Origin of the sequence: Bacillus sp. MMSF_3328, from assembly GCF_030733525.1 — a bacterium.
Taxonomy (GTDB): domain Bacteria; phylum Bacillota; class Bacilli; order Bacillales; family Cytobacillaceae; genus Bacillus_AB; species Bacillus_AB infantis.
On sequence record NZ_JASHIV010000036.1, the window covers coordinates 1 to 17,177 of the forward strand.

Consider the following 17,177-nt stretch of genomic DNA (forward strand, 5'->3'; position numbering starts at 1 on the left):
TAAGATTTAGCTCTGATAAAAATAAGATTTACGTTGACGTTTTTTGTTCGTTCAGTTTTCAAAGAACAATCTCTATCACTTCTCTCGAAGCAACTTAATTAGTATATCACCGTCAGCAAACTAAGTCAACAACTTTTTGAAGGTTATTTTTTCTCGTTTGCGTCATTGTGACGACCTTTAATATAATATCACCATATTTCACTATCGTCAACAGTGAATATATAGTTTTTCTTATTTTTATTCTGGTCAGCCTTTCAGGGTTTTTCGATCATCCATCCAGGCAAAAGCAAAGAACAGCCATCAGAATAGCTGTTCCAGCGTAAAGCCTTTTATAGAATCCAGGTCTGAATAGCAGCCAGGGCAAACACTCCAGGCAGTCCCAAAAAGCCCGAAACAGCTGTTGTTGCCAGATTAATAGGGACATATAAGCCAAACTGGCCTCCGAAAGCATTAAGAAAAAACAGGAACAGTGCTCCTATCAGAATTTTGATGACTCCCTGTCCCAAAAACTTAAGCGGCTTAAACGGAGCCCCTATAAATAGTAATAACAATATCAGCCCGCCCAAAATGGTTATTACCAGTATCGGTTCCATCCTCATCATCCTCTCCCATTAGCCTGTACTACTACAAATTTATGAGAAGAGAGATGAAAAAAGACCTGATTGCCCCTTGGTTCATCTAACAGATATCTTCCTGGCCTTTGCTTCCTTAAATAAATAAAAGTATTTAGCCTCCGCCAGCTTGGTTTGCGCCAAAACTTCCGCAGAAGGATCAAAGCTTTTTTCAAGCAGCCTTTTCTGGTTATACCATTCATCCTTCAAACTATTAAGCTGCATGAGAAGCTGTTCATCAAATTCATTGCGAAGCTTTCCTTTTTTACGGAAAAACATGTATACACCTCCTGCTTAAACCTCTCTTCTTCCCTCGAGTGCCTTGGAAAGCGTGACTTCATCTGCATATTCCAGATCTCCGCCCACCGGCAGACCATGGGCAATCCTTGTAATTTTGATACCGGATGGCTTAAGGAGGCGCGAAATGTACATCGCTGTCGCTTCCCCTTCAATATTTGGGTTGGTCGCCAGTATAACTTCTTCCACCGTCTCATCCTGCAGCCTTTTTAAAAGGTCAGGTATATTGATATCTTCCGGTCCTATTCCGTCCATCGGAGAAATAGCGCCGTGGAGAACGTGGTACAGGCCGTTGAATTCCTTCATTTTTTCCATGGCGATAACATCCTTAGGATCCTGCAGAACACAAATTACACTCCTGTCCCTGCGCTGATCCTCGCAGATATAACAGGGATCCTGATCGGTAATATGGCCGCACACCGAGCAGTAAGATAAATTTCGTTTGGCATTCACCAGCGCCTTAGCAAAATCAAGAACGGTGTCTTCCTTCATGCTAAGGACAAAAAAAGCCAGGCGAGCGGCTGTTTTCGGGCCGATCCCCGGCAGCTTCATAAAGCTGTCTATCAACTTAGATATCGGTTCAGGATAATGCATACTACTCCTCCTATCTAGAAATGCGGAGGGCGCTTGCTCATCGGCGACAAGCATAAGACGAACTGGCCGAAAGGTTTGTTCTTTAACCTTTTGGCCAGTTTGGCTTATGACCTCGAGCCGATAGCGCCCGCAGCTGGACAATCAAGAAATGCGAAAGCGGCTTGCCCAGGGACGACAAGCATAAGGCAGCCTGGATGAAAGGTTTGCTCTTTAACCTTTTAGCCAGGCTGACTTATGACTCGAGTCCCTAGCCGCTGCAGCTGGACAATCAAGAAATGCGGAGGGCGCTTGCTCATCGGCGACACGCATAAGTTTCCTGCCGCCCTTTTGCCTGCCCCCATTCGTATTCACGCCTTTTTTGCTTTTTCAGGCATTTTTAAAGCGGAGATTAACTCCGCTTCGGCTTTTAAAACATTCCAGGCAGGTTCATTCCTTTTGTAAACTGCCCCATTGTATCATTTGTCAGATCATCAGCCTTTTTAAGGGCGTCATTTGTTGCTGCAAGTACGAGGTCCTGAAGCATATCGATATCTTCCGGATCTACTACTTCTTCTTTAATATTGACTTCAAGGACTTGCTTGTGTCCGGAAACGATGACTGTCACCATTCCGCCGCCTGCAGTACCTTCAATTCTTTTTTCCCCCAGCTCTTCCTGAGCCTCGGCCATTTTCTTTTGCATTTTCTGCATTTGCTTCATCATGTTTTGCATATTGCCCATTCCACGCATATTCTTTACCTCCAAATAGTTTTATTCTTTGATTTCGACTAAATCCCCGAACAGCTTTTGTGCTTCGGATACGACCAGGTCGTCTTCTGGGGCGCCAAGCCCGCTGCCTTCAGAAGGCTCATCGCGATGCCCGCTGTTCAGAAAACTGCCCCGTATCCGCTGCCACTGCTCTTCAGGCACCCCGACAACCTGTTTCCTTTGTCCGGTCAATTCCTGGATGGCACCGGATATCGTTTCTATAAATTTAGCATTATCCATGGCCATTTGACAGTGTATTTCATATTTAAATTTAACGATGAACGCATCCGCTGAAGCAGCGACCGGCTCTGCTTCATTCAGCAGAGCGGCCTGGGACCGCATCTGGTTATGCACGAGCCTTCCAAGCATATCGCCCCATTTGCCTTTTACGGCATTCAGGTCATTTTTCGTTGCATTTTTCAGGATTTCATTAATTTTCCCTTCAGGCGCCTGGAATCCTTTTCTTGAGGTTCTCTGTGCCTGCTTCTTCTGGGCAGGCTCAGCCGCATCCGAAACGGTGACCCCATTTTTCTTCAGCTCAGCCAGCTCCTCTTGAAGCTGTTCGATTTTTCTCATGAGAGGTTCAATATCGGCAGCCGCCTTTTTCTCTGTACCCTCAAGCTGGCAGAGCTTCATGATGGCTACCTCAAGGAAAATCCTTGGATGGTTGGTCCAGCGCATTTCCTGCTGGGCTTTATTCAGAATTTCAATCAGGCTGTACAGCTGCTGAGGATCAATCTCTTCAGCCAATGCCTTGAATTCTTCATCAAGCATGACGCGTTCGAGCGACTCATCCAGTGAAGGAGCTGCCTTGTATAAAAGCATGTCCCTGTAATATAAGATGAAGTCCTCGATGAACCTGGAAGGATCCTTCCCCTGAAACAGGAGGGTCTCCAGTGCTTCCAGCGCACCTGCAGCATCTTTTTCCATGACGTTTCTGGACAGTTTATTCAGGAATCCCTGGGAGACGGCTCCTGTTACTGTGAGGGCATCCTCCGCCGTCACTTTGTCCTGGCTGAAGGATATCGCCTGATCAAGGAGGCTGAGAGCATCCCTCATCCCTCCTTCGGCAGCCCGGGCAACGATATGGAGGGCATTCTCTTCATACTGCACCCCGGTCTCATCCACTATCATTTTCATCCGGCCGACGATCGACTGTGCCGTTATGCGCTTGAAGTCAAAGCGCTGGCATCTTGAAATGATGGTAAGCGGAATCTTGTGGGGTTCTGTTGTAGCAAGAATGAACATAACATGCTTCGGAGGCTCTTCAAGTGTTTTTAATAGTGCATTGAAGGCGCCGATCGAAAGCATATGAACCTCATCGACGATATATACTTTATATTTGACTGCACTGGGTGCATATTTGACTTTGTCCCTAATATCCCGAATCTCTTCCACACCGTTGTTGGAGGCCGCATCGATTTCAATCACGTCCGGTATGGAGCCATTCGTAATGCCAATGCAGGAATCACACTCATTGCAAGGCTCGCTGATCGGAGCCCTTTCACAGTTGACGGTTTTGGCCAGTATTTTGGCCGCACTCGTCTTTCCCGTCCCCCTGGGCCCGGAAAATAAGTATGCATGAGAGGTTTTCTGCTGAAGCAGGGCGTTCTGCAATGTTTTGGTTACGTGTTCCTGCCCTACAACATCTATGAACTGCTGTGGACGCCAGACACGATATAATGCCTGGTAACTCATCTTCGCGCCCCCTTCCTAACTGCTTTTCTATCTCTATTATACCGTATCAGTTCCTATTTTCCAAAAAGGATTGCAAATATCCGGAGGAGCAATTTTCCAGCAGGAACATGCATAAAAAAACCCACCCCTGACCGGGATGAGCTTTGCTTTTATCATTATAACTGCCGTGCACCTTCCGTCGACTGGCTCCCATAAGCGTTACTTAAGCAGTTAGCTCGGCCCAGGCAACCCTGCGGCACATGGGAGGGACCACTTAATGCTGCTTCCTTCCGGACCTGACATGGTTCATGGATTCCCATTGCGCAGGACCCGGGCGTCAACACCACTTACTTAAGGCAGGCCCTACAGGACACCAGCCTCAGGAAGGAGTTCAGCCTCGCTAGAGCGGATTGCGAGTACAGGGCACCGCTACCTCCCCGCTTAGCACGGCAAAATTGATACCATATTTGGCTGCGTCGTTTGTGACGCATAATCAGTATACTAAGTTTCGGACGAAATTGCAATGCCTATGGCCTGTCAATTCCTTCTTGCAGATCCAGCAGCTGTTTTCGCCGCCTTTTCTCTTCCTTTTTCCGTTCGCGGAGAGCCCGGAAGAAATCGGTCAGCAGGCTGCCGCATTCTTCTTCCAGCACCCCTGCTGATACCTCGCTCTGGTGGTTGAATCTTTCATCCTGGAGCAGATTCATGAATGTGCCCGCACAGCCGCCCTTTGGATCGGACGCTCCATATACAACCCTCTTGATGCGGGAGAGAATGATGGCGCCAGAACACATGGCGCACGGCTCTAATGTGACATAAAGCACAGCATCCTCAAGTCTCCATGTCCCAAGCATCCCGCAGGCTTCCTCAATGGCAAGGAGTTCAGCATGCGCCACCGCATTCTGGTTCGACTCACGGAGATTATGGGCGCGGCTGATTATCTTCCCGTCCAGGACCACAACGGCCCCGATCGGAACCTCCCCAAGCTCTCCTGCCTTTTTCGCCTCTTCTATTGCTTCCTTCATATAATCATCATCATTGTAAGTAATATTCATCTTTTTTCCTACCATCCCTTATGTTTAAAAATATACCAAGGGTGTATATAGCCTTTAGTGCTCACAATAGACCCAAAGGAGAGAACTGACATGAAAGAATCATCTACAGCACTCTTAATTATAGACATGATCAATAATTTTGATTTTCCGGAGGGTGAAATTCTAGCCGCAAAAGCTGAGAAAATCTCCGGTCCCATAAAAACATTAAAGGAAAAATGCGCTGCTGAAGCTATTCCTGTCATCTATGTTAATGATCATTACAGCCTTTGGCAAGCCGACTTTGAAAAGATAGCCGATTACTGCCGGAATGAAAACAGCAGGGACATCATTGACTGCCTCTACCCTTCTGATGAAGACTACTTTTTGATCAAGCCGAAGCACTCCGCTTTTTACGGCACTGCTCTTAACACCCTGCTTCTTCAGTTAAATGTCAAGAATCTGATCATCACCGGTGTAGCCGGGAATATTTGCGTCCTTTTTACGGCGAATGACGCCTATATGAGAGAATACAGCTTGTACGTCCCTGAAAATTGCCTTGCTTCCAATGATGACCATGACAACGAAAATGCCCTGAAAATGATGAAGAACGTCCTCAATGCCCGCACAGAACCCTTCTCTGAGAAAAATAGCATTTCAGCCTGTTTCCCTTCATAAAATGATGGTAGCGTAATTTGCCATTAAGGGGGAAATGAATATGCAAATCCATATAGTGCGGGCAGGACAGTCCCTGACAGGGATCGCTCAGGCTTATGGCACGACGGCAGCCGATATTTCACAGGCCAATGAACTCCCCAATCCCGACAGGCTCGTTGTCGGCCAGGCGCTGGTGATCCCGATCACAGGGCGCTTTTACTGGGTTCAGCCAGGCGATACTTTGTCTGCCATTTCCCGGCGGACAGGGATTCCGGTTCAGGAAATAGCAACCATCAACCGGATTTCGGCATCACAGCCTCTCCAGCCGGGCTTGCGCCTCTACCTGCCGCCGCGGCCGAAAACAGCGGCTGAATTCAATGCCTATGTAGAACCGAGGGGTACATCTGTTGCCCCTGCACTTGAGGAAGGAGCGCGTGAAGCTGCACCCTACCTCACCTATCTGGCACCCTTCAGCTTCCAGGCCCTGAGGGATGGCGGTCTTAAAGAGCCGCTCCTCAATAATTTCCCGGCCATCGCCAAAGCGAATAACAATGTGCTGATGATGGTCATCACCAACCAGGAGAATGACCAGTTCAATGATGAGCTTGGCCGGATCCTCCTGAATGATATACCTGTGCAGGATAAGTTTCTGGATAATATAACTGCCGCAGCCAAGAAGTACGGCTTCAGGGATATCCATTTTGACTTCGAATACTTACGCCCTGAGGACCGGGAGGCATACAACCGGTTTTTACGAAAAGCAAAGGCCCGGTTCAGCCGGGAAGGCTGGCTCATTTCTACCGCCCTCGCGCCGAAGACGAGCGCCGGCCAGAAGGGACGCTGGTATGAAGCCCATGATTATAAGGCACACGGGGAAATCGTGGATTTTGTCGTTATCATGACCTATGAGTGGGGCTACAGCGGCGGCCCTGCCCAGGCCGTTTCCCCGATCGGCCCTGTCCGGGAGGTCCTGGAATATGCAGTAAGCGAAATGCCGTCCTCCAAGATCATGATGGGCCAAAATCTGTACGGCTATGACTGGACCCTTCCATTTGTCCAGGGTACTACCGCAAGGGCGCTGAGCCCGCAGCAGGCCATCGAGCTGGCAGCGGAGAACAATGTGCCCATCCGCTATAATACGAAATCGCAGGCCCCGCTGTTCAACTATACAGACACCGACGGGAAGCGGCATGAGGTGTGGTTTGAGGATGCGAGGTCAATCCAGGCAAAATTCGATCTTATGAAGGAATTGAATCTGAGAGGGATGAGCTACTGGAAGCTCGGCCTGTCTTTTCCCCAGAACTGGCTGTTGATCACAGACAATTTTAATGTGACAAAACGGGAGTAACGAAGGCATTTTCGCCTGGGTGCACAGGAAGCTATGGGTCAGTCTGATCCATGGCTTTTTTTATATTTTTTGCCTGAAGAAATTCCATATCCCTTCCACTGTATAGTGTGTTAAAATATTTTTTGTGTCGTTAAAAGTCGATTTAAAGGATAACTGGACATAGATAAATAAGAACAATAAGGAGGCCACACTGTGGGGGGGACACCTTTTATTACCGTTGAAGGCCCGATCGGCGTAGGGAAAACCTCGCTGGCAAAGGCCATTTCCGAGCATTTTCAATTTGCACTGCTGAAAGAGATTGTAGATGAAAATCCTTTTCTTGGGAAGTTTTATGACAACATTGAGGAATGGAGCTTCCAGACGGAAATGTTTTTCCTGTGCAACCGCTATAAGCAGCTCGGAGACATCAATACTGATTATTTAGCCAATAACAAGGCCGTTGTTGCCGATTACCATATTCTCAAAAACCTCGTTTTTGCCGAAAGGACGCTGAGCCCGGCAGAATTCCAAAAATATGTGAAGATCTACGATATCCTGACAAGTGATATGCCAAGGCCTAATGTCATCATCTACCTTCACGCAAGCCTCGAGACGCTCCTGCAGCGGATCAGGCTGCGGGGCCGGGAGATTGAAAAAAATATCAGCCCGCTCTATCTGGAGCAGCTGTCAATTGATTATGAGAACGCCATGAACCTGTTCACTGAACAGCACCCTGATATTCCGGTTCTGCGCTTCAGCGGCGATGATCTGGATTTTGTGAAAAATAAAGAAGATCTCTCTCAAATTTTGGACAGCCTTTCCCTATCTTTAATTAAAGGAGCTTATCACCATGAATCTTAGGAATAAGTACGAAATTCCCGGAAATTCCGTGATTACCATTGCTGGTACGGTCGGGGTAGGGAAATCGACAATGACCAATGCGCTTGCGGGTGCTCTGGGCTTTCGCACCTCATTTGAAAAAGTGGACACCAATCCTTACCTGGACAAATTTTATGCAGATTTCGACAGGTGGAGCTTCCATCTGCAGATTTATTTCCTTGCCGAACGCTTCAAGGAGCAGAAACGCATCTTTGAATATGGCGGCGGCTTTATCCAGGACCGTTCCATTTACGAAGATACCGGCATTTTTGCCAAGATGCATCATGAAAAAGGAACCATGTCCCAGGTGGACTATGAAACATACACAAGCCTGTTCGATGCAATGGTCATGACACCATACTTCCCTCATCCCGACCTGCTGATTTACCTGGAAGGATCCATTGAAGACATCTTATCCAGGATCCAGGAAAGAGGGCGCCCGATGGAGCAGCAGACACCTGTATCCTACTGGGAAGAAATGCATGAACGCTATGAAAACTGGATCAACACATTCAATGCTTGCCCAGTCCTGCGCCTGAACATCAATGATTATGACCTGATGGCTGATGGCGCCTCCATTGAGCCTGTCATTGAAAAAATCTCCGTCTTTCTGAAGCAGTCGCAGCTGCTGAAAAAGTAAAACAGCAGATTATGTTCTCTGGAGTGAGATACAAAATAAGCCCGGCATAAACGCCGGGCTTATTTTTATTTGGAAGGATTCCAGAAAAGTCAGCTGAAACCACATTTGCATTCTTGAAAACATAAAAAAGCCGCTGCAAAATGCAGCGGCTTTTTATGTATCTCCAATAGTTATGCGCTATGGTTGATTTTATAATGGAGGAGGTAGAGGGATTCGAACCCCCGCGCGGTGTTACCCGCCTGTCGGTTTTCAAGACCGATCCCTTCAGCCAGACTTGGGTATACCTCCGTATCGACAAGATTTATTCTATCAGCTCTCCAATAAGAAGTCAACATTATTTCAAAAAAAATTGGACGGGTTTTTAACACCCGTCCAGGTGGAATGCTTTATGCTTTGCCGATTACTTCTTTATTGCCCATATACGGTCTTAATACTTCCGGAATGATGACACTTCCGTCTTCCTGCTGGTAGTTTTCAAGGATAGCGGCAACCGTACGGCCGATCGCGAGGCCAGAGCCATTCAGGGTATGAAGATGCTCAGGCTTGCCCTTAGGCTCGCGGCGGAAACGGATGTTCGCACGGCGTGCCTGGAAGGCTTCAAAGTTACTGCAAGAAGAAATTTCACGGTAGGTCCCGTAGCTTGGGATCCAGACTTCGATATCGTATTTCTTGGCAGCTGTGAATCCGAGATCGCCTGTGCACATGCTGAGCACACGGTACGGCAGGCCAAGCAGCTGCAGAACCTTTTCAGCATGTCCTGTCAGTTTTTCAAGCTCTTCATAAGAATCTTCAGGACGGACAAACTTCACAAGCTCCACCTTATTGAATTGATGCTGGCGGATCAGACCCCTTGTATCGCGGCCCGCAGACCCCGCTTCAGAACGGAAGCAAGCACTGAATGCGGCATAATTGATCGGAAGCTGTTCATTCGTCAGGATTTCATCTCTGTGCATGTTTGTAACAGGCACTTCTGCTGTCGGAATCAGGAAGTAGTCTTCACTTTCGATCAGGAAGGCATCTTCTTCGAACTTTGGCAGCTGCCCAGTGCCTGTCATGCTGGCACGGTTGACCATATATGGAGGAAGGACTTCCATATAGCCATGCTCTTCTGTGTGAAGATCAAGCATGAAGTTAAATAAAGCACGCTCTAAGCGGGCGCCAAGGCCTTTGTAGAATACAAAGCGGCTTCCCGTAACCTTGCCGGCCCTCTCAAAGTCAAGGATGTCCAGGTCAGTGGCAACATCCCAGTGAGGCTTCGGCTCGAAGCTGAAATCACGGACATTGCCCCATTTTCTCGCCTCGACATTATCGTCTTCCGTCTCACCGACCGGAACGCTTTCATGCGGGATATTCGGAATGCTCATCAAAAGGCTGTCCAATGATTCTTCCACTGTGCGGAGCTCTTCATCAAATGCTTTGATCTTGTCTCCTACTTCCCTCATCTCGGCAATCAGGCTGTCCGCATCTTTCTTTTCACGCTTAAGTACAGCTACCTGCTGGGAAACCTCATTCCTTCTGCTCTTCAGCTGCTCTGTTTCCATGATCAGCTCACGGCGCCTTACATCAAGATCTTCAAATTTCCCAAGGTCGCCAAGATCCTCTCCGCGGTGCTGCAGACGGTTCTTCACTTCTTCAAAATTGCTTCGTAAATATTTAATATCAAGCATGCTGCTTCCTCCTCTTCATACATTCGATAGGCATATGAGCGGCACCCGCGAAAAAAACAAAAAACCCCCGTCCCAAAAAAGGGACGGGGGTTACCCGCGTTGCCACCCTAGTTGAAGGCAAAATTGCCTTCCACCTTAAATCCATAACGGTTTTTAACCGAAAGCACTTACTCGCCCATGCAGGCTTTCCATGCTTTTGCTCAAGGACGGATTCACAGGATCCCACCACCGGTTTCCACCAGCCACCGGCTCTCTATTGGAATGGGATTTCCGCTACTAATTCCTCTCAATGCGTTTCGAATGTAATTTTATAATAATTTACTACAATTATGCGCTATTTGCAACCAATTATTCAAACTAAATTTGCCTGGGCTTCTTTCACCATTTCCACAAAATAGGCTGTGAGACGGTGATCCTCCGTCAGCTCAGGATGGAATGAACAGCCCAGGAATTGGCCTTCCCTCGCAGCCACGATGCGGCCATCATGCTTCGCGAGCACTTCAACATTCTCGCCTGCCTGCAGAATATGCGGCGCACGGATGAAGACAGCTTCAAAGTCCTCTGCCACTCCTGCAATATCAAGGGGCGCTTCAAAGCTCTCCCGCTGCCTTCCGAAAGAATTGCGCTCCACCTCGACATCCATGACGCCGATATGCGGTTCTGCATAGCCGGAAACTGTCTTTGCCAGCAGGATGAGGCCAGCGCATGTACCGAACATCGGTTTCCCTGATTGGGAAAATGACCTTAGCTCTTCCATGAAATCATATTTATCGATCAGGCGGCGCATCGTTGTGCTTTCGCCGCCCGGGATGATCAGTCCGTCCACTTCCGCAAGCTGCTCTCTCCGCTTGATGACGACTGCCTCCGCTCCGCAGGCTTCAATGGAACGGACATGCTCCCTGACAGCCCCCTGAAGGCCCAATACGCCTACTTTAACCATATTCATTCTCCTTACCAACCGCGCTCCTGCATACGAGCTTCAGGAGCCAGTGATGAGATTTCGATGCCTTTCATCGGTGTTCCAAGTTCTTTTGACAATTCAGCAATCAGCTTGTAATCCTGATAATGGGTAGTCGCCTCTACGATCGCTCTCGCAAACTTGGCTGGATTATCGGACTTGAAGATGCCTGAACCAACGAATACGCCGTCTGCACCAAGCTCCATCATTAAAGCAGCATCAGCAGGTGTCGCAACGCCGCCTGCAGCGAAGTTAACGACCGGAAGGCGGCCAAGCTCCTTAATTTCGAGAAGAAGCTCGTAAGGGGCTCCGAGAAGCTTAGCTTCAGTCATCAGCTCATCCAGATTCATGCCGACAACCTTGCGCACCTGTGCATTTACCTTGCGGATATGGCGTACCGCTTCAACGATATTGCCTGTTCCCGGCTCGCCTTTAGTGCGAAGCATTGCCGCTCCTTCACCGATCCTGCGGGCAGCCTCGCCAAGGTCGCGGCATCCGCATACAAACGGAACCGTAAAGTCCCTTTTATTTAAGTGATACTCTTCATCAGCAGGAGTGAGCACTTCACTCTCATCTATATAATCAACGCCCATTGCTTCTAATACACGGGCTTCCACGATATGGCCAATTCTGCCTTTAGCCATAACAGGAATCGTTACAGCATTCATGACTTCCTCAACAATGCGGGGGTCTGCCATCCTGGCCACACCGCCGGCAGCACGGATATCGGATGGAACCCGCTCCAGTGCCATGACTGCGACTGCGCCGGCCTCTTCAGCAATCTTAGCCTGCTCAGCGTTGACAACGTCCATGATTACGCCGCCCTTTTGCATTTCTGCCATTCCGCGCTTTACTCGATCTGTACCTGTCTTCACTATAAAATCCCCCTTCTGTAATACCATCTGCTTTTAACAGGCAAAATACCCATTAATTTATAGGAAAATATATTAATTCGATAGGAATTCGTCCAGTTCCCCTAATGAAAATAAACAATAAAAAAGGGTCCCTGTCAAGACAAGGAACCCTTTTTTATCAGACTCTTCCGGATTTTTATTTTCTTCCGGTTAAAGCCAGTCCATTTTAAAAATTAGAACCAGCCTTTTACTGCTGAAGAAATGCTGCCCCAAAGATCTCCGAAGAAGCCGCCGATCCCGCGCATTGTCAGCACGAACCAATTTGCCTTTTCTACACTTTCAGCCGCGACGACATCAACCTGGATACCGCCTTTTCCTGAAAGAAAGTCAAGGCCGTTTTCTTTGTCTGACTTCAAAGTCAGGTAGCCGATCTTTTCGCCTTTTTTCACAGGTGCCGTCAGATTGCCGTCTTTATCAAGCTTGTCTTTATCAAGGACAAGCTCAGGCTTGTAGCTTTCCTTCTCCCCATTCTTCACGACAAGCTCGATAGCGTCCTTCGCCTGGATCTTCACGCTGTCTTCCTTGCCTTTAGTGACAGGCAGTGTTTTCTGGCCCTTTACCTGATAGTTCTTCGCAATGATTTCTTCTTTGGAAAAATTGCTGAAAGCATAATCAAGCATTTTTCTTGTTTCATCAAAACGGGATTTATAAGAACCGGAATTCCCTTCACCCTTGGCATTCATCACAACTGTGATATAGCGGTTACCGTCACGGGTAGCCGTACCAGTGAAGCAGTAGCCGGCAAAATCGGTCGTACCCGTTTTAAGCCCGTCCACTCCCTCATAGCCGAATACAAGGCTTGGAAGCATCCAGTTCCAGTTATCCATCTTGATTTCATCATCAGTGCCTTCTCTGAAGTTCTTAGTCGGAATGCTGGTGGTCTCCAGTATTTCCGGATAATCATGCAGCAGGCGCTGTGCAAGCTTGGCTGTAGCACGTGCGGACATGACATTCTCATCCTCTGCTCCGCCCACCTGGTGGGAGCCTTTTAAGTCACGATTATTCAAACCTGAGGAATTGACAAATTTGTAATCTTTCAAGCCAAGCTCCTCGGCTTTATCATTCATCATTTTTACGAAATTACTTTCAGAACCGGCAATGGTCTCCGCAATGGCAATCGTTGCACCATTGGCAGAGTAAATAGACATAGCTTCATATAATTCTTTGATATTATATTTTCCATCTCTTCTTAAAGGGACATTAGACAGTGCTCTATCCTGTGAAACCTTCCAAACATATTCACTGACTGCATACTCCTGATCCCATTTGACTTTCCCTTCTTTGATGGCCTCAAGCAGCAGGTATTCTGTCATAATCTTTGTCATGCTCGCGATGCCAAGCACTTTATCCGCATTCTTCGAATAAAGGACTTTGCCTGTCTCAGCCTCTACCACGATCGCAGCATCCGCGTTGATATTCAAAGCATCATCTGCACTCGCCTTATTCAGGCCGGGAAAAAGGCCTATCACCATCATACAAACAAGGAAACTAGCAACATACTTCCGATAAAAATGTTTTTTCACTGTAATGCCCTCCAACCTTTATATACACCTTCGTTATTTTAACATATCTGTTTCTGAAAACATAGACAGAGTAAATACCCATTAATTGGACATAGAATTATGTAGGCCATTCGATGTGCTGATTGAAAAATGACAGCTGATGCTGATGGGTGCATGGTACCCTGAATAAGCAAAAAAATAAGGCCCAGGAAAATAACCTGGGACCTTTATTGCCATAGCATCAGCATCCGATGCTATGGCCTGATTTTTATGATAAAGAATAGTTCGGAGCTTCTTTTGTGATCTGCACATCATGCGGATGGCTTTCACGGAGCCCGGCACCTGTCATCCTGATGAACTGCGCCTTTTCTCTTAAGTCAGTCAAATCCTTGCTTCCGCAATAGCCCATTCCCGAACGGATCCCTCCGACCAGCTGGTAAATCGTATCAGATAACGGCCCTTTGTATGGAAGCCTTCCTTCAATTCCTTCTGGAACGAACTTTTTGTTGTCTTCCTGGAAATAGCGGTCCTTTGAACCCTTCTCCATTGCTCCGACCGAGCCCATTCCGCGGTAGACCTTGAAGCGGCGTCCCTGGAAGATTTCCGTTTCGCCCGGGCTTTCGGAGACGCCTGCGAGCAGGCTCCCTAGCATGACGGCATGTCCGCCGGCAGCAAGGGACTTAACGATATCACCAGAGTACTTGATGCCTCCATCGGCGATGATGGCTTTGCCATGCTTCCTGGCCTCTGTGGCACAGTCATACACCGCTGTGATCTGCGGTACGCCGACGCCGGCGACAACCCTTGTCGTACAGATGGAACCAGGTCCGATACCGACTTTTACAACATCAGCTCCTGCTTCGATCAAATCCTTAGTAGCTTCAGCAGTAGCAACATTTCCAGCGATGATGGCTACCTCAGGGTAAGCCTCCCTGATCTGCCTGACTGTGTCCAATACCCCTTTTGAATGTCCGTGCGCCGTATCGACTACAAGGACGTCTACACTTGCCTTCACAAGCATTTCAACCCTTTTCATCGTATCCTTTGTCACACCGACAGCTGCGCCTGCAAGGAGCCTTCCCTGGCGATCCTTGGCTGAATTCGGGAATTCGATCACTTTTTCAATATCCTTGATGGTGATCAGCCCTTTAAGTACACCCTCCTGATCAACGAGCGGAAGCTTTTCAATTTTATATTTCTGCAAAATGCTCTCGGCTTCTTCCAGTGTTGTTCCCACCGGTGCCGTTACAAGATTTTCTTTTGTCATAACGTCTGAAATTTTAATCGAGTAGTCTTGGATGAAACGAAGATCACGGTTTGTAATGATGCCCACCAATTTCTGTTCATCGTTGTTGTTAACGATCGGGACACCTGAGATGCGGTACTTGCCCATTAGATGCTCAGCATCGAAAACCTGCTGGTCGGGCGTGAGGAAGAATGGATCTGTAATTACGCCGCTTTCGGAGCGCTTGACTTTGTCAACCTGGTCAGCCTGCTGCTCGATGGACATATTCTTGTGGATGATTCCGAGGCCGCCTGCCCTTGCCATGGCAATTGCCATTTCTGCCTCTGTTACTGTGTCCATGCCGGCTGAGATGATCGGGATATTCAGGCGGACCTTGTCTGTCAGGTCTACATGAAGCTGTACATCTTTCGGAAGCACTTCTGATCTTGCCGGAACCAATAACACATCATCAAATGTTAATCCTTCTTTAACAAACTTGCTTTCCCACATCTTTTTAGCCCCCATTTACTCGAAAATATTATTAGTAGGTTATCAATTGGACAAAATACTGTCAAGAACAGATTGATATGTTCGATTTTTCAAAAAATTAAAAGAGGTATAAAGGATGATCAATTCATACAACGGCTGGAGTTCATATTCTGTCTTCTTTTCGGCAGAAAACACACAGGCTTATTTGAAAAAATGCTATACAAGGCATGGCATCGACCAGCCTGAAGCGAAAAGCTTTGAGAACTGCTATCCTTTTATTTATTATTTGGAACATGGAAAAATATATTATGAACAGGCAGCCAAATCCCCGCTGCTGATCCAGCCTATCATGCTGTTCTATGGACTGGTCCATCTGATCAAAGCATCCATTCTGACGGCGGATCCAAACTATCCGGAAACAACCTCCGTCCTCGCCCATGGAGTTTCAACAAGGAAAAGGAAGAAGCAGCAATACAGCTTTTTTGAGGATGAAGTAAAATTTCAAAAAACCGGGCTGTTTCCTTTTATGGCCGATAAGCTGTTTCACATGAAACATATGGAAGGCGACAAAATTGAAATGGGGGAGCTTTTTAAATATATTCCTGAATTAAATGAGCTTTTTCAGCAGACAGAGGGAAGCCCTGCCTTTGCCGGTATAGAATTGGCAAACGGCCAACTTACAATGCCAGCTTCTATTCTTGATCAATTTCATATGACAGAAGAAAGATTTATTGACTATTTCAACTCAAAGGGCAGCTATGATATCGAGTCCCCCGCACAGGGAGAAAGCGGCAAGATTACTTTCTCTTGCGGTCCGGTCCCGCCGCACGATATAAGACCGCTTAAGTTCAATATCCATGAGGGCAGCCTTTCCTTTCCCCTCACGAAAGGAAACCTTGTCAATTTTCCGGAGCTGCTCCTTCATTATCTGCTGCTGTACAATCTCAGCATGATTGCGCGTTATGAAACCGAATGGTGGAGCGAACTGATGAAAATGATGCCGAATAAGGACTACCCCTTTATCCATTCTTTTCTGGAGATCACTCTGCTGAAGGGCCCATATTTGGTGTATCAGTATTTGATTGGGCAGAAGTAATTAGTGGTGCCGGATCAGGATCTGGTGAGCTAGTGATTAGGAGCGGAACTTGGTGGTGAGGCTGAAATTAGGACGGCGTTAAGAAGTTTTAGCTTTAAAAGTCTATGTTGTGAAGCGGCGGGAATATACGTGGTTGAAATAGGGAGTGAGGCTGCTAACAGTGTTGGGCTGGGATGAGGCTATTTTGAAGGCAGAGCTTCGGACAGGGTTTTGACTGGTGGGCTGGTGGGCTTTCATGCTGCTGGACGCTGGTTGATTGGGACTGGCACTGGATGTACTTGCCCGCATTTAGGCTGGGGAGCTTTATCTGGTATTTAAGGCATATGGTAAATAAAAGGGGGAGCCGGTAAATTAGTCGGCCAATTGATCAAATAAATCGCAAAATTGGTAGATTATCGGTTGAATTAATTAAATTCTCAGCTTAAGCAGCCGTTCTTCCCAATATTTCAAGCAAGGAAATGTCCCTTTGCCCATCCAGCATGCTTTTCAAACAATATCCGGAATCTATAGCGGCGGGCTATGGCTGTTTTGAGGCATATGGTAAATTAAATGGGGATTTCGGTAAATTAATTGGTCATTTGATTAAATAAATCGCAAAGTTGGTAGATTATCGAGCCAAATGATTAAATTCACAAACAAAGCAGCTGCTCTCCCCAATATTCTCAACAAAAACTCTGCTCATACGCCCACGCCGGCCACTAATTTCCGACCAAGAGCATATTTCCTATTAAAAACTTCGCCTATTCAATAAAAAGCGCAAAAAAAAGAACAGTCCCACAGACTGTTCTTCATTTTGCCCGGCAGCGTCCTACTCTCACAGGGGGAGAGCCCCCAACTACCATCGGCGCTGAGAAGCTTAACTTCCGTG

The 17,177-nt window shown here is 47.4% G+C and carries 16 protein-coding genes, 1 tRNA gene, 1 rRNA gene, 1 other RNA gene and 1 other annotated feature; of the genes, 5 read left to right on the top strand and 14 right to left on the bottom strand.

The annotated features are described in order from the left end of the window. Window positions 1–329: 329 nt before the first annotated feature. The 7 genes from RBB45_RS25815 to tadA all read right to left on the bottom strand — a co-directional run bounded on the left by RBB45_RS25815 (window position 330) and on the right by tadA (window position 4,979). A complete protein-coding gene (locus tag RBB45_RS25815; RefSeq protein ID WP_035403656.1) occupies window positions 330–593 on the bottom strand; it encodes a pro-sigmaK processing inhibitor BofA family protein in 264 nt (87 codons plus the stop codon). A gap of 81 nt (window positions 594–674) precedes the next feature. Further along, window positions 675–890: a YaaL family protein gene (locus RBB45_RS25820; protein ID WP_009796288.1), complete on the bottom strand. Its 216-nt coding sequence runs from the start codon at window positions 888–890 to the stop codon at window positions 675–677. A 15-nt stretch (window positions 891–905) separates the two neighbouring features. Further along, window positions 906–1,502: a recombination mediator RecR gene (recR, locus tag RBB45_RS25825; protein ID WP_009796287.1), complete on the bottom strand. Its 597-nt coding sequence runs from the start codon at window positions 1,500–1,502 to the stop codon at window positions 906–908. Between the two features lie 406 nt (window positions 1,503–1,908). Continuing rightward, window positions 1,909–2,229 (bottom strand): YbaB/EbfC family nucleoid-associated protein, encoded by a 321-nt coding sequence (locus tag RBB45_RS25830; protein WP_022543198.1) that lies wholly within the window; start codon window positions 2,227–2,229, stop codon window positions 1,909–1,911. Between the two features lie 21 nt (window positions 2,230–2,250). Continuing rightward, window positions 2,251–3,945, bottom strand: a complete 1,695-nt coding sequence (gene dnaX, locus RBB45_RS25835) for a DNA polymerase III subunit gamma/tau (protein ID WP_306010614.1) — start codon at window positions 3,943–3,945, stop codon at window positions 2,251–2,253. A 164-nt stretch (window positions 3,946–4,109) separates the two neighbouring features. Beyond that, window positions 4,110–4,374: signal recognition particle sRNA large type (ffs, locus tag RBB45_RS25840), an RNA gene on the bottom strand. Window positions 4,375–4,451: 77 nt separating this feature from the next. Beyond that, the gene (tadA, locus tag RBB45_RS25845; protein ID WP_129614197.1) at window positions 4,452–4,979 is read right to left on the bottom strand and encodes a tRNA adenosine(34) deaminase TadA; all 528 of its coding nucleotides are present in this window, start codon (window positions 4,977–4,979) and stop codon (window positions 4,452–4,454) included. Between the two features lie 90 nt (window positions 4,980–5,069). Here tadA and RBB45_RS25850 point away from each other — a divergent pair, with 90 nt between their 5' ends. From RBB45_RS25850 to RBB45_RS25865, 4 genes are all read left to right on the top strand, one after another. Further along, complete coding sequence (locus RBB45_RS25850) at window positions 5,070–5,633, top strand: cysteine hydrolase family protein (RefSeq protein WP_009796282.1); 564 nt, start codon at window positions 5,070–5,072, stop codon at window positions 5,631–5,633. A gap of 40 nt (window positions 5,634–5,673) precedes the next feature. After that, on the top strand, window positions 5,674–6,960 hold the full coding sequence (locus tag RBB45_RS25855; protein WP_094769985.1) for a LysM peptidoglycan-binding domain-containing protein: 1,287 nt from the start codon (window positions 5,674–5,676) through the stop codon (window positions 6,958–6,960). Window positions 6,961–7,152: 192 nt separating this feature from the next. Next, window positions 7,153–7,800, top strand: a complete 648-nt coding sequence (locus RBB45_RS25860) for a deoxynucleoside kinase (RefSeq protein ID WP_009796280.1) — start codon at window positions 7,153–7,155, stop codon at window positions 7,798–7,800. Further along, the gene (locus tag RBB45_RS25865; RefSeq protein ID WP_009796279.1) at window positions 7,790–8,458 is read left to right on the top strand and encodes a deoxynucleoside kinase; all 669 of its coding nucleotides are present in this window, start codon (window positions 7,790–7,792) and stop codon (window positions 8,456–8,458) included. Before RBB45_RS25860 ends, RBB45_RS25865 begins: the two co-directional genes overlap by 11 nt. 195 nt (window positions 8,459–8,653) lie before the next feature. Here RBB45_RS25865 and RBB45_RS25870 read toward each other — a convergent pair. The 6 genes from RBB45_RS25870 to guaB all read right to left on the bottom strand — a co-directional run bounded on the left by RBB45_RS25870 (window position 8,654) and on the right by guaB (window position 15,234). Further along, window positions 8,654–8,746 (bottom strand) — tRNA-Ser (locus tag RBB45_RS25870). A gap of 98 nt (window positions 8,747–8,844) precedes the next feature. Next, window positions 8,845–10,125, bottom strand: coding sequence for a serine--tRNA ligase (serS, locus tag RBB45_RS25875; protein WP_094769986.1), 1,281 nt, complete (start codon window positions 10,123–10,125; stop codon window positions 8,845–8,847). Window positions 10,126–10,201: 76 nt separating this feature from the next. Next, window positions 10,202–10,424, bottom strand: a binding site (T-box leader). Between the two features lie 53 nt (window positions 10,425–10,477). Further along, window positions 10,478–11,065: a pyridoxal 5'-phosphate synthase glutaminase subunit PdxT gene (pdxT, locus tag RBB45_RS25880; RefSeq protein ID WP_094769988.1), complete on the bottom strand. Its 588-nt coding sequence runs from the start codon at window positions 11,063–11,065 to the stop codon at window positions 10,478–10,480. A gap of 11 nt (window positions 11,066–11,076) precedes the next feature. Continuing rightward, entirely contained in the window at window positions 11,077–11,961 is an 885-nt protein-coding gene (pdxS, locus tag RBB45_RS25885; protein ID WP_170939624.1) for a pyridoxal 5'-phosphate synthase lyase subunit PdxS, read from the bottom strand. Between the two features lie 209 nt (window positions 11,962–12,170). Next, window positions 12,171–13,520: a serine hydrolase gene (locus RBB45_RS25890; RefSeq protein WP_022543194.1), complete on the bottom strand. Its 1,350-nt coding sequence runs from the start codon at window positions 13,518–13,520 to the stop codon at window positions 12,171–12,173. Between the two features lie 247 nt (window positions 13,521–13,767). Continuing rightward, window positions 13,768–15,234 (bottom strand): IMP dehydrogenase, encoded by a 1,467-nt coding sequence (gene guaB, locus RBB45_RS25895; protein WP_009796273.1) that lies wholly within the window; start codon window positions 15,232–15,234, stop codon window positions 13,768–13,770. A gap of 115 nt (window positions 15,235–15,349) precedes the next feature. Between guaB and RBB45_RS25900 the strand changes: the two genes are divergently transcribed. Next, entirely contained in the window at window positions 15,350–16,309 is a 960-nt protein-coding gene (locus RBB45_RS25900; RefSeq protein WP_224952409.1) for a YaaC family protein, read from the top strand. A gap of 795 nt (window positions 16,310–17,104) precedes the next feature. Here the strand turns inward: RBB45_RS25900 and rrf are convergent. Further along, a 5S ribosomal RNA gene (gene rrf, locus RBB45_RS26445) occupies window positions 17,105–17,177 on the bottom strand; the annotation flags it as partial.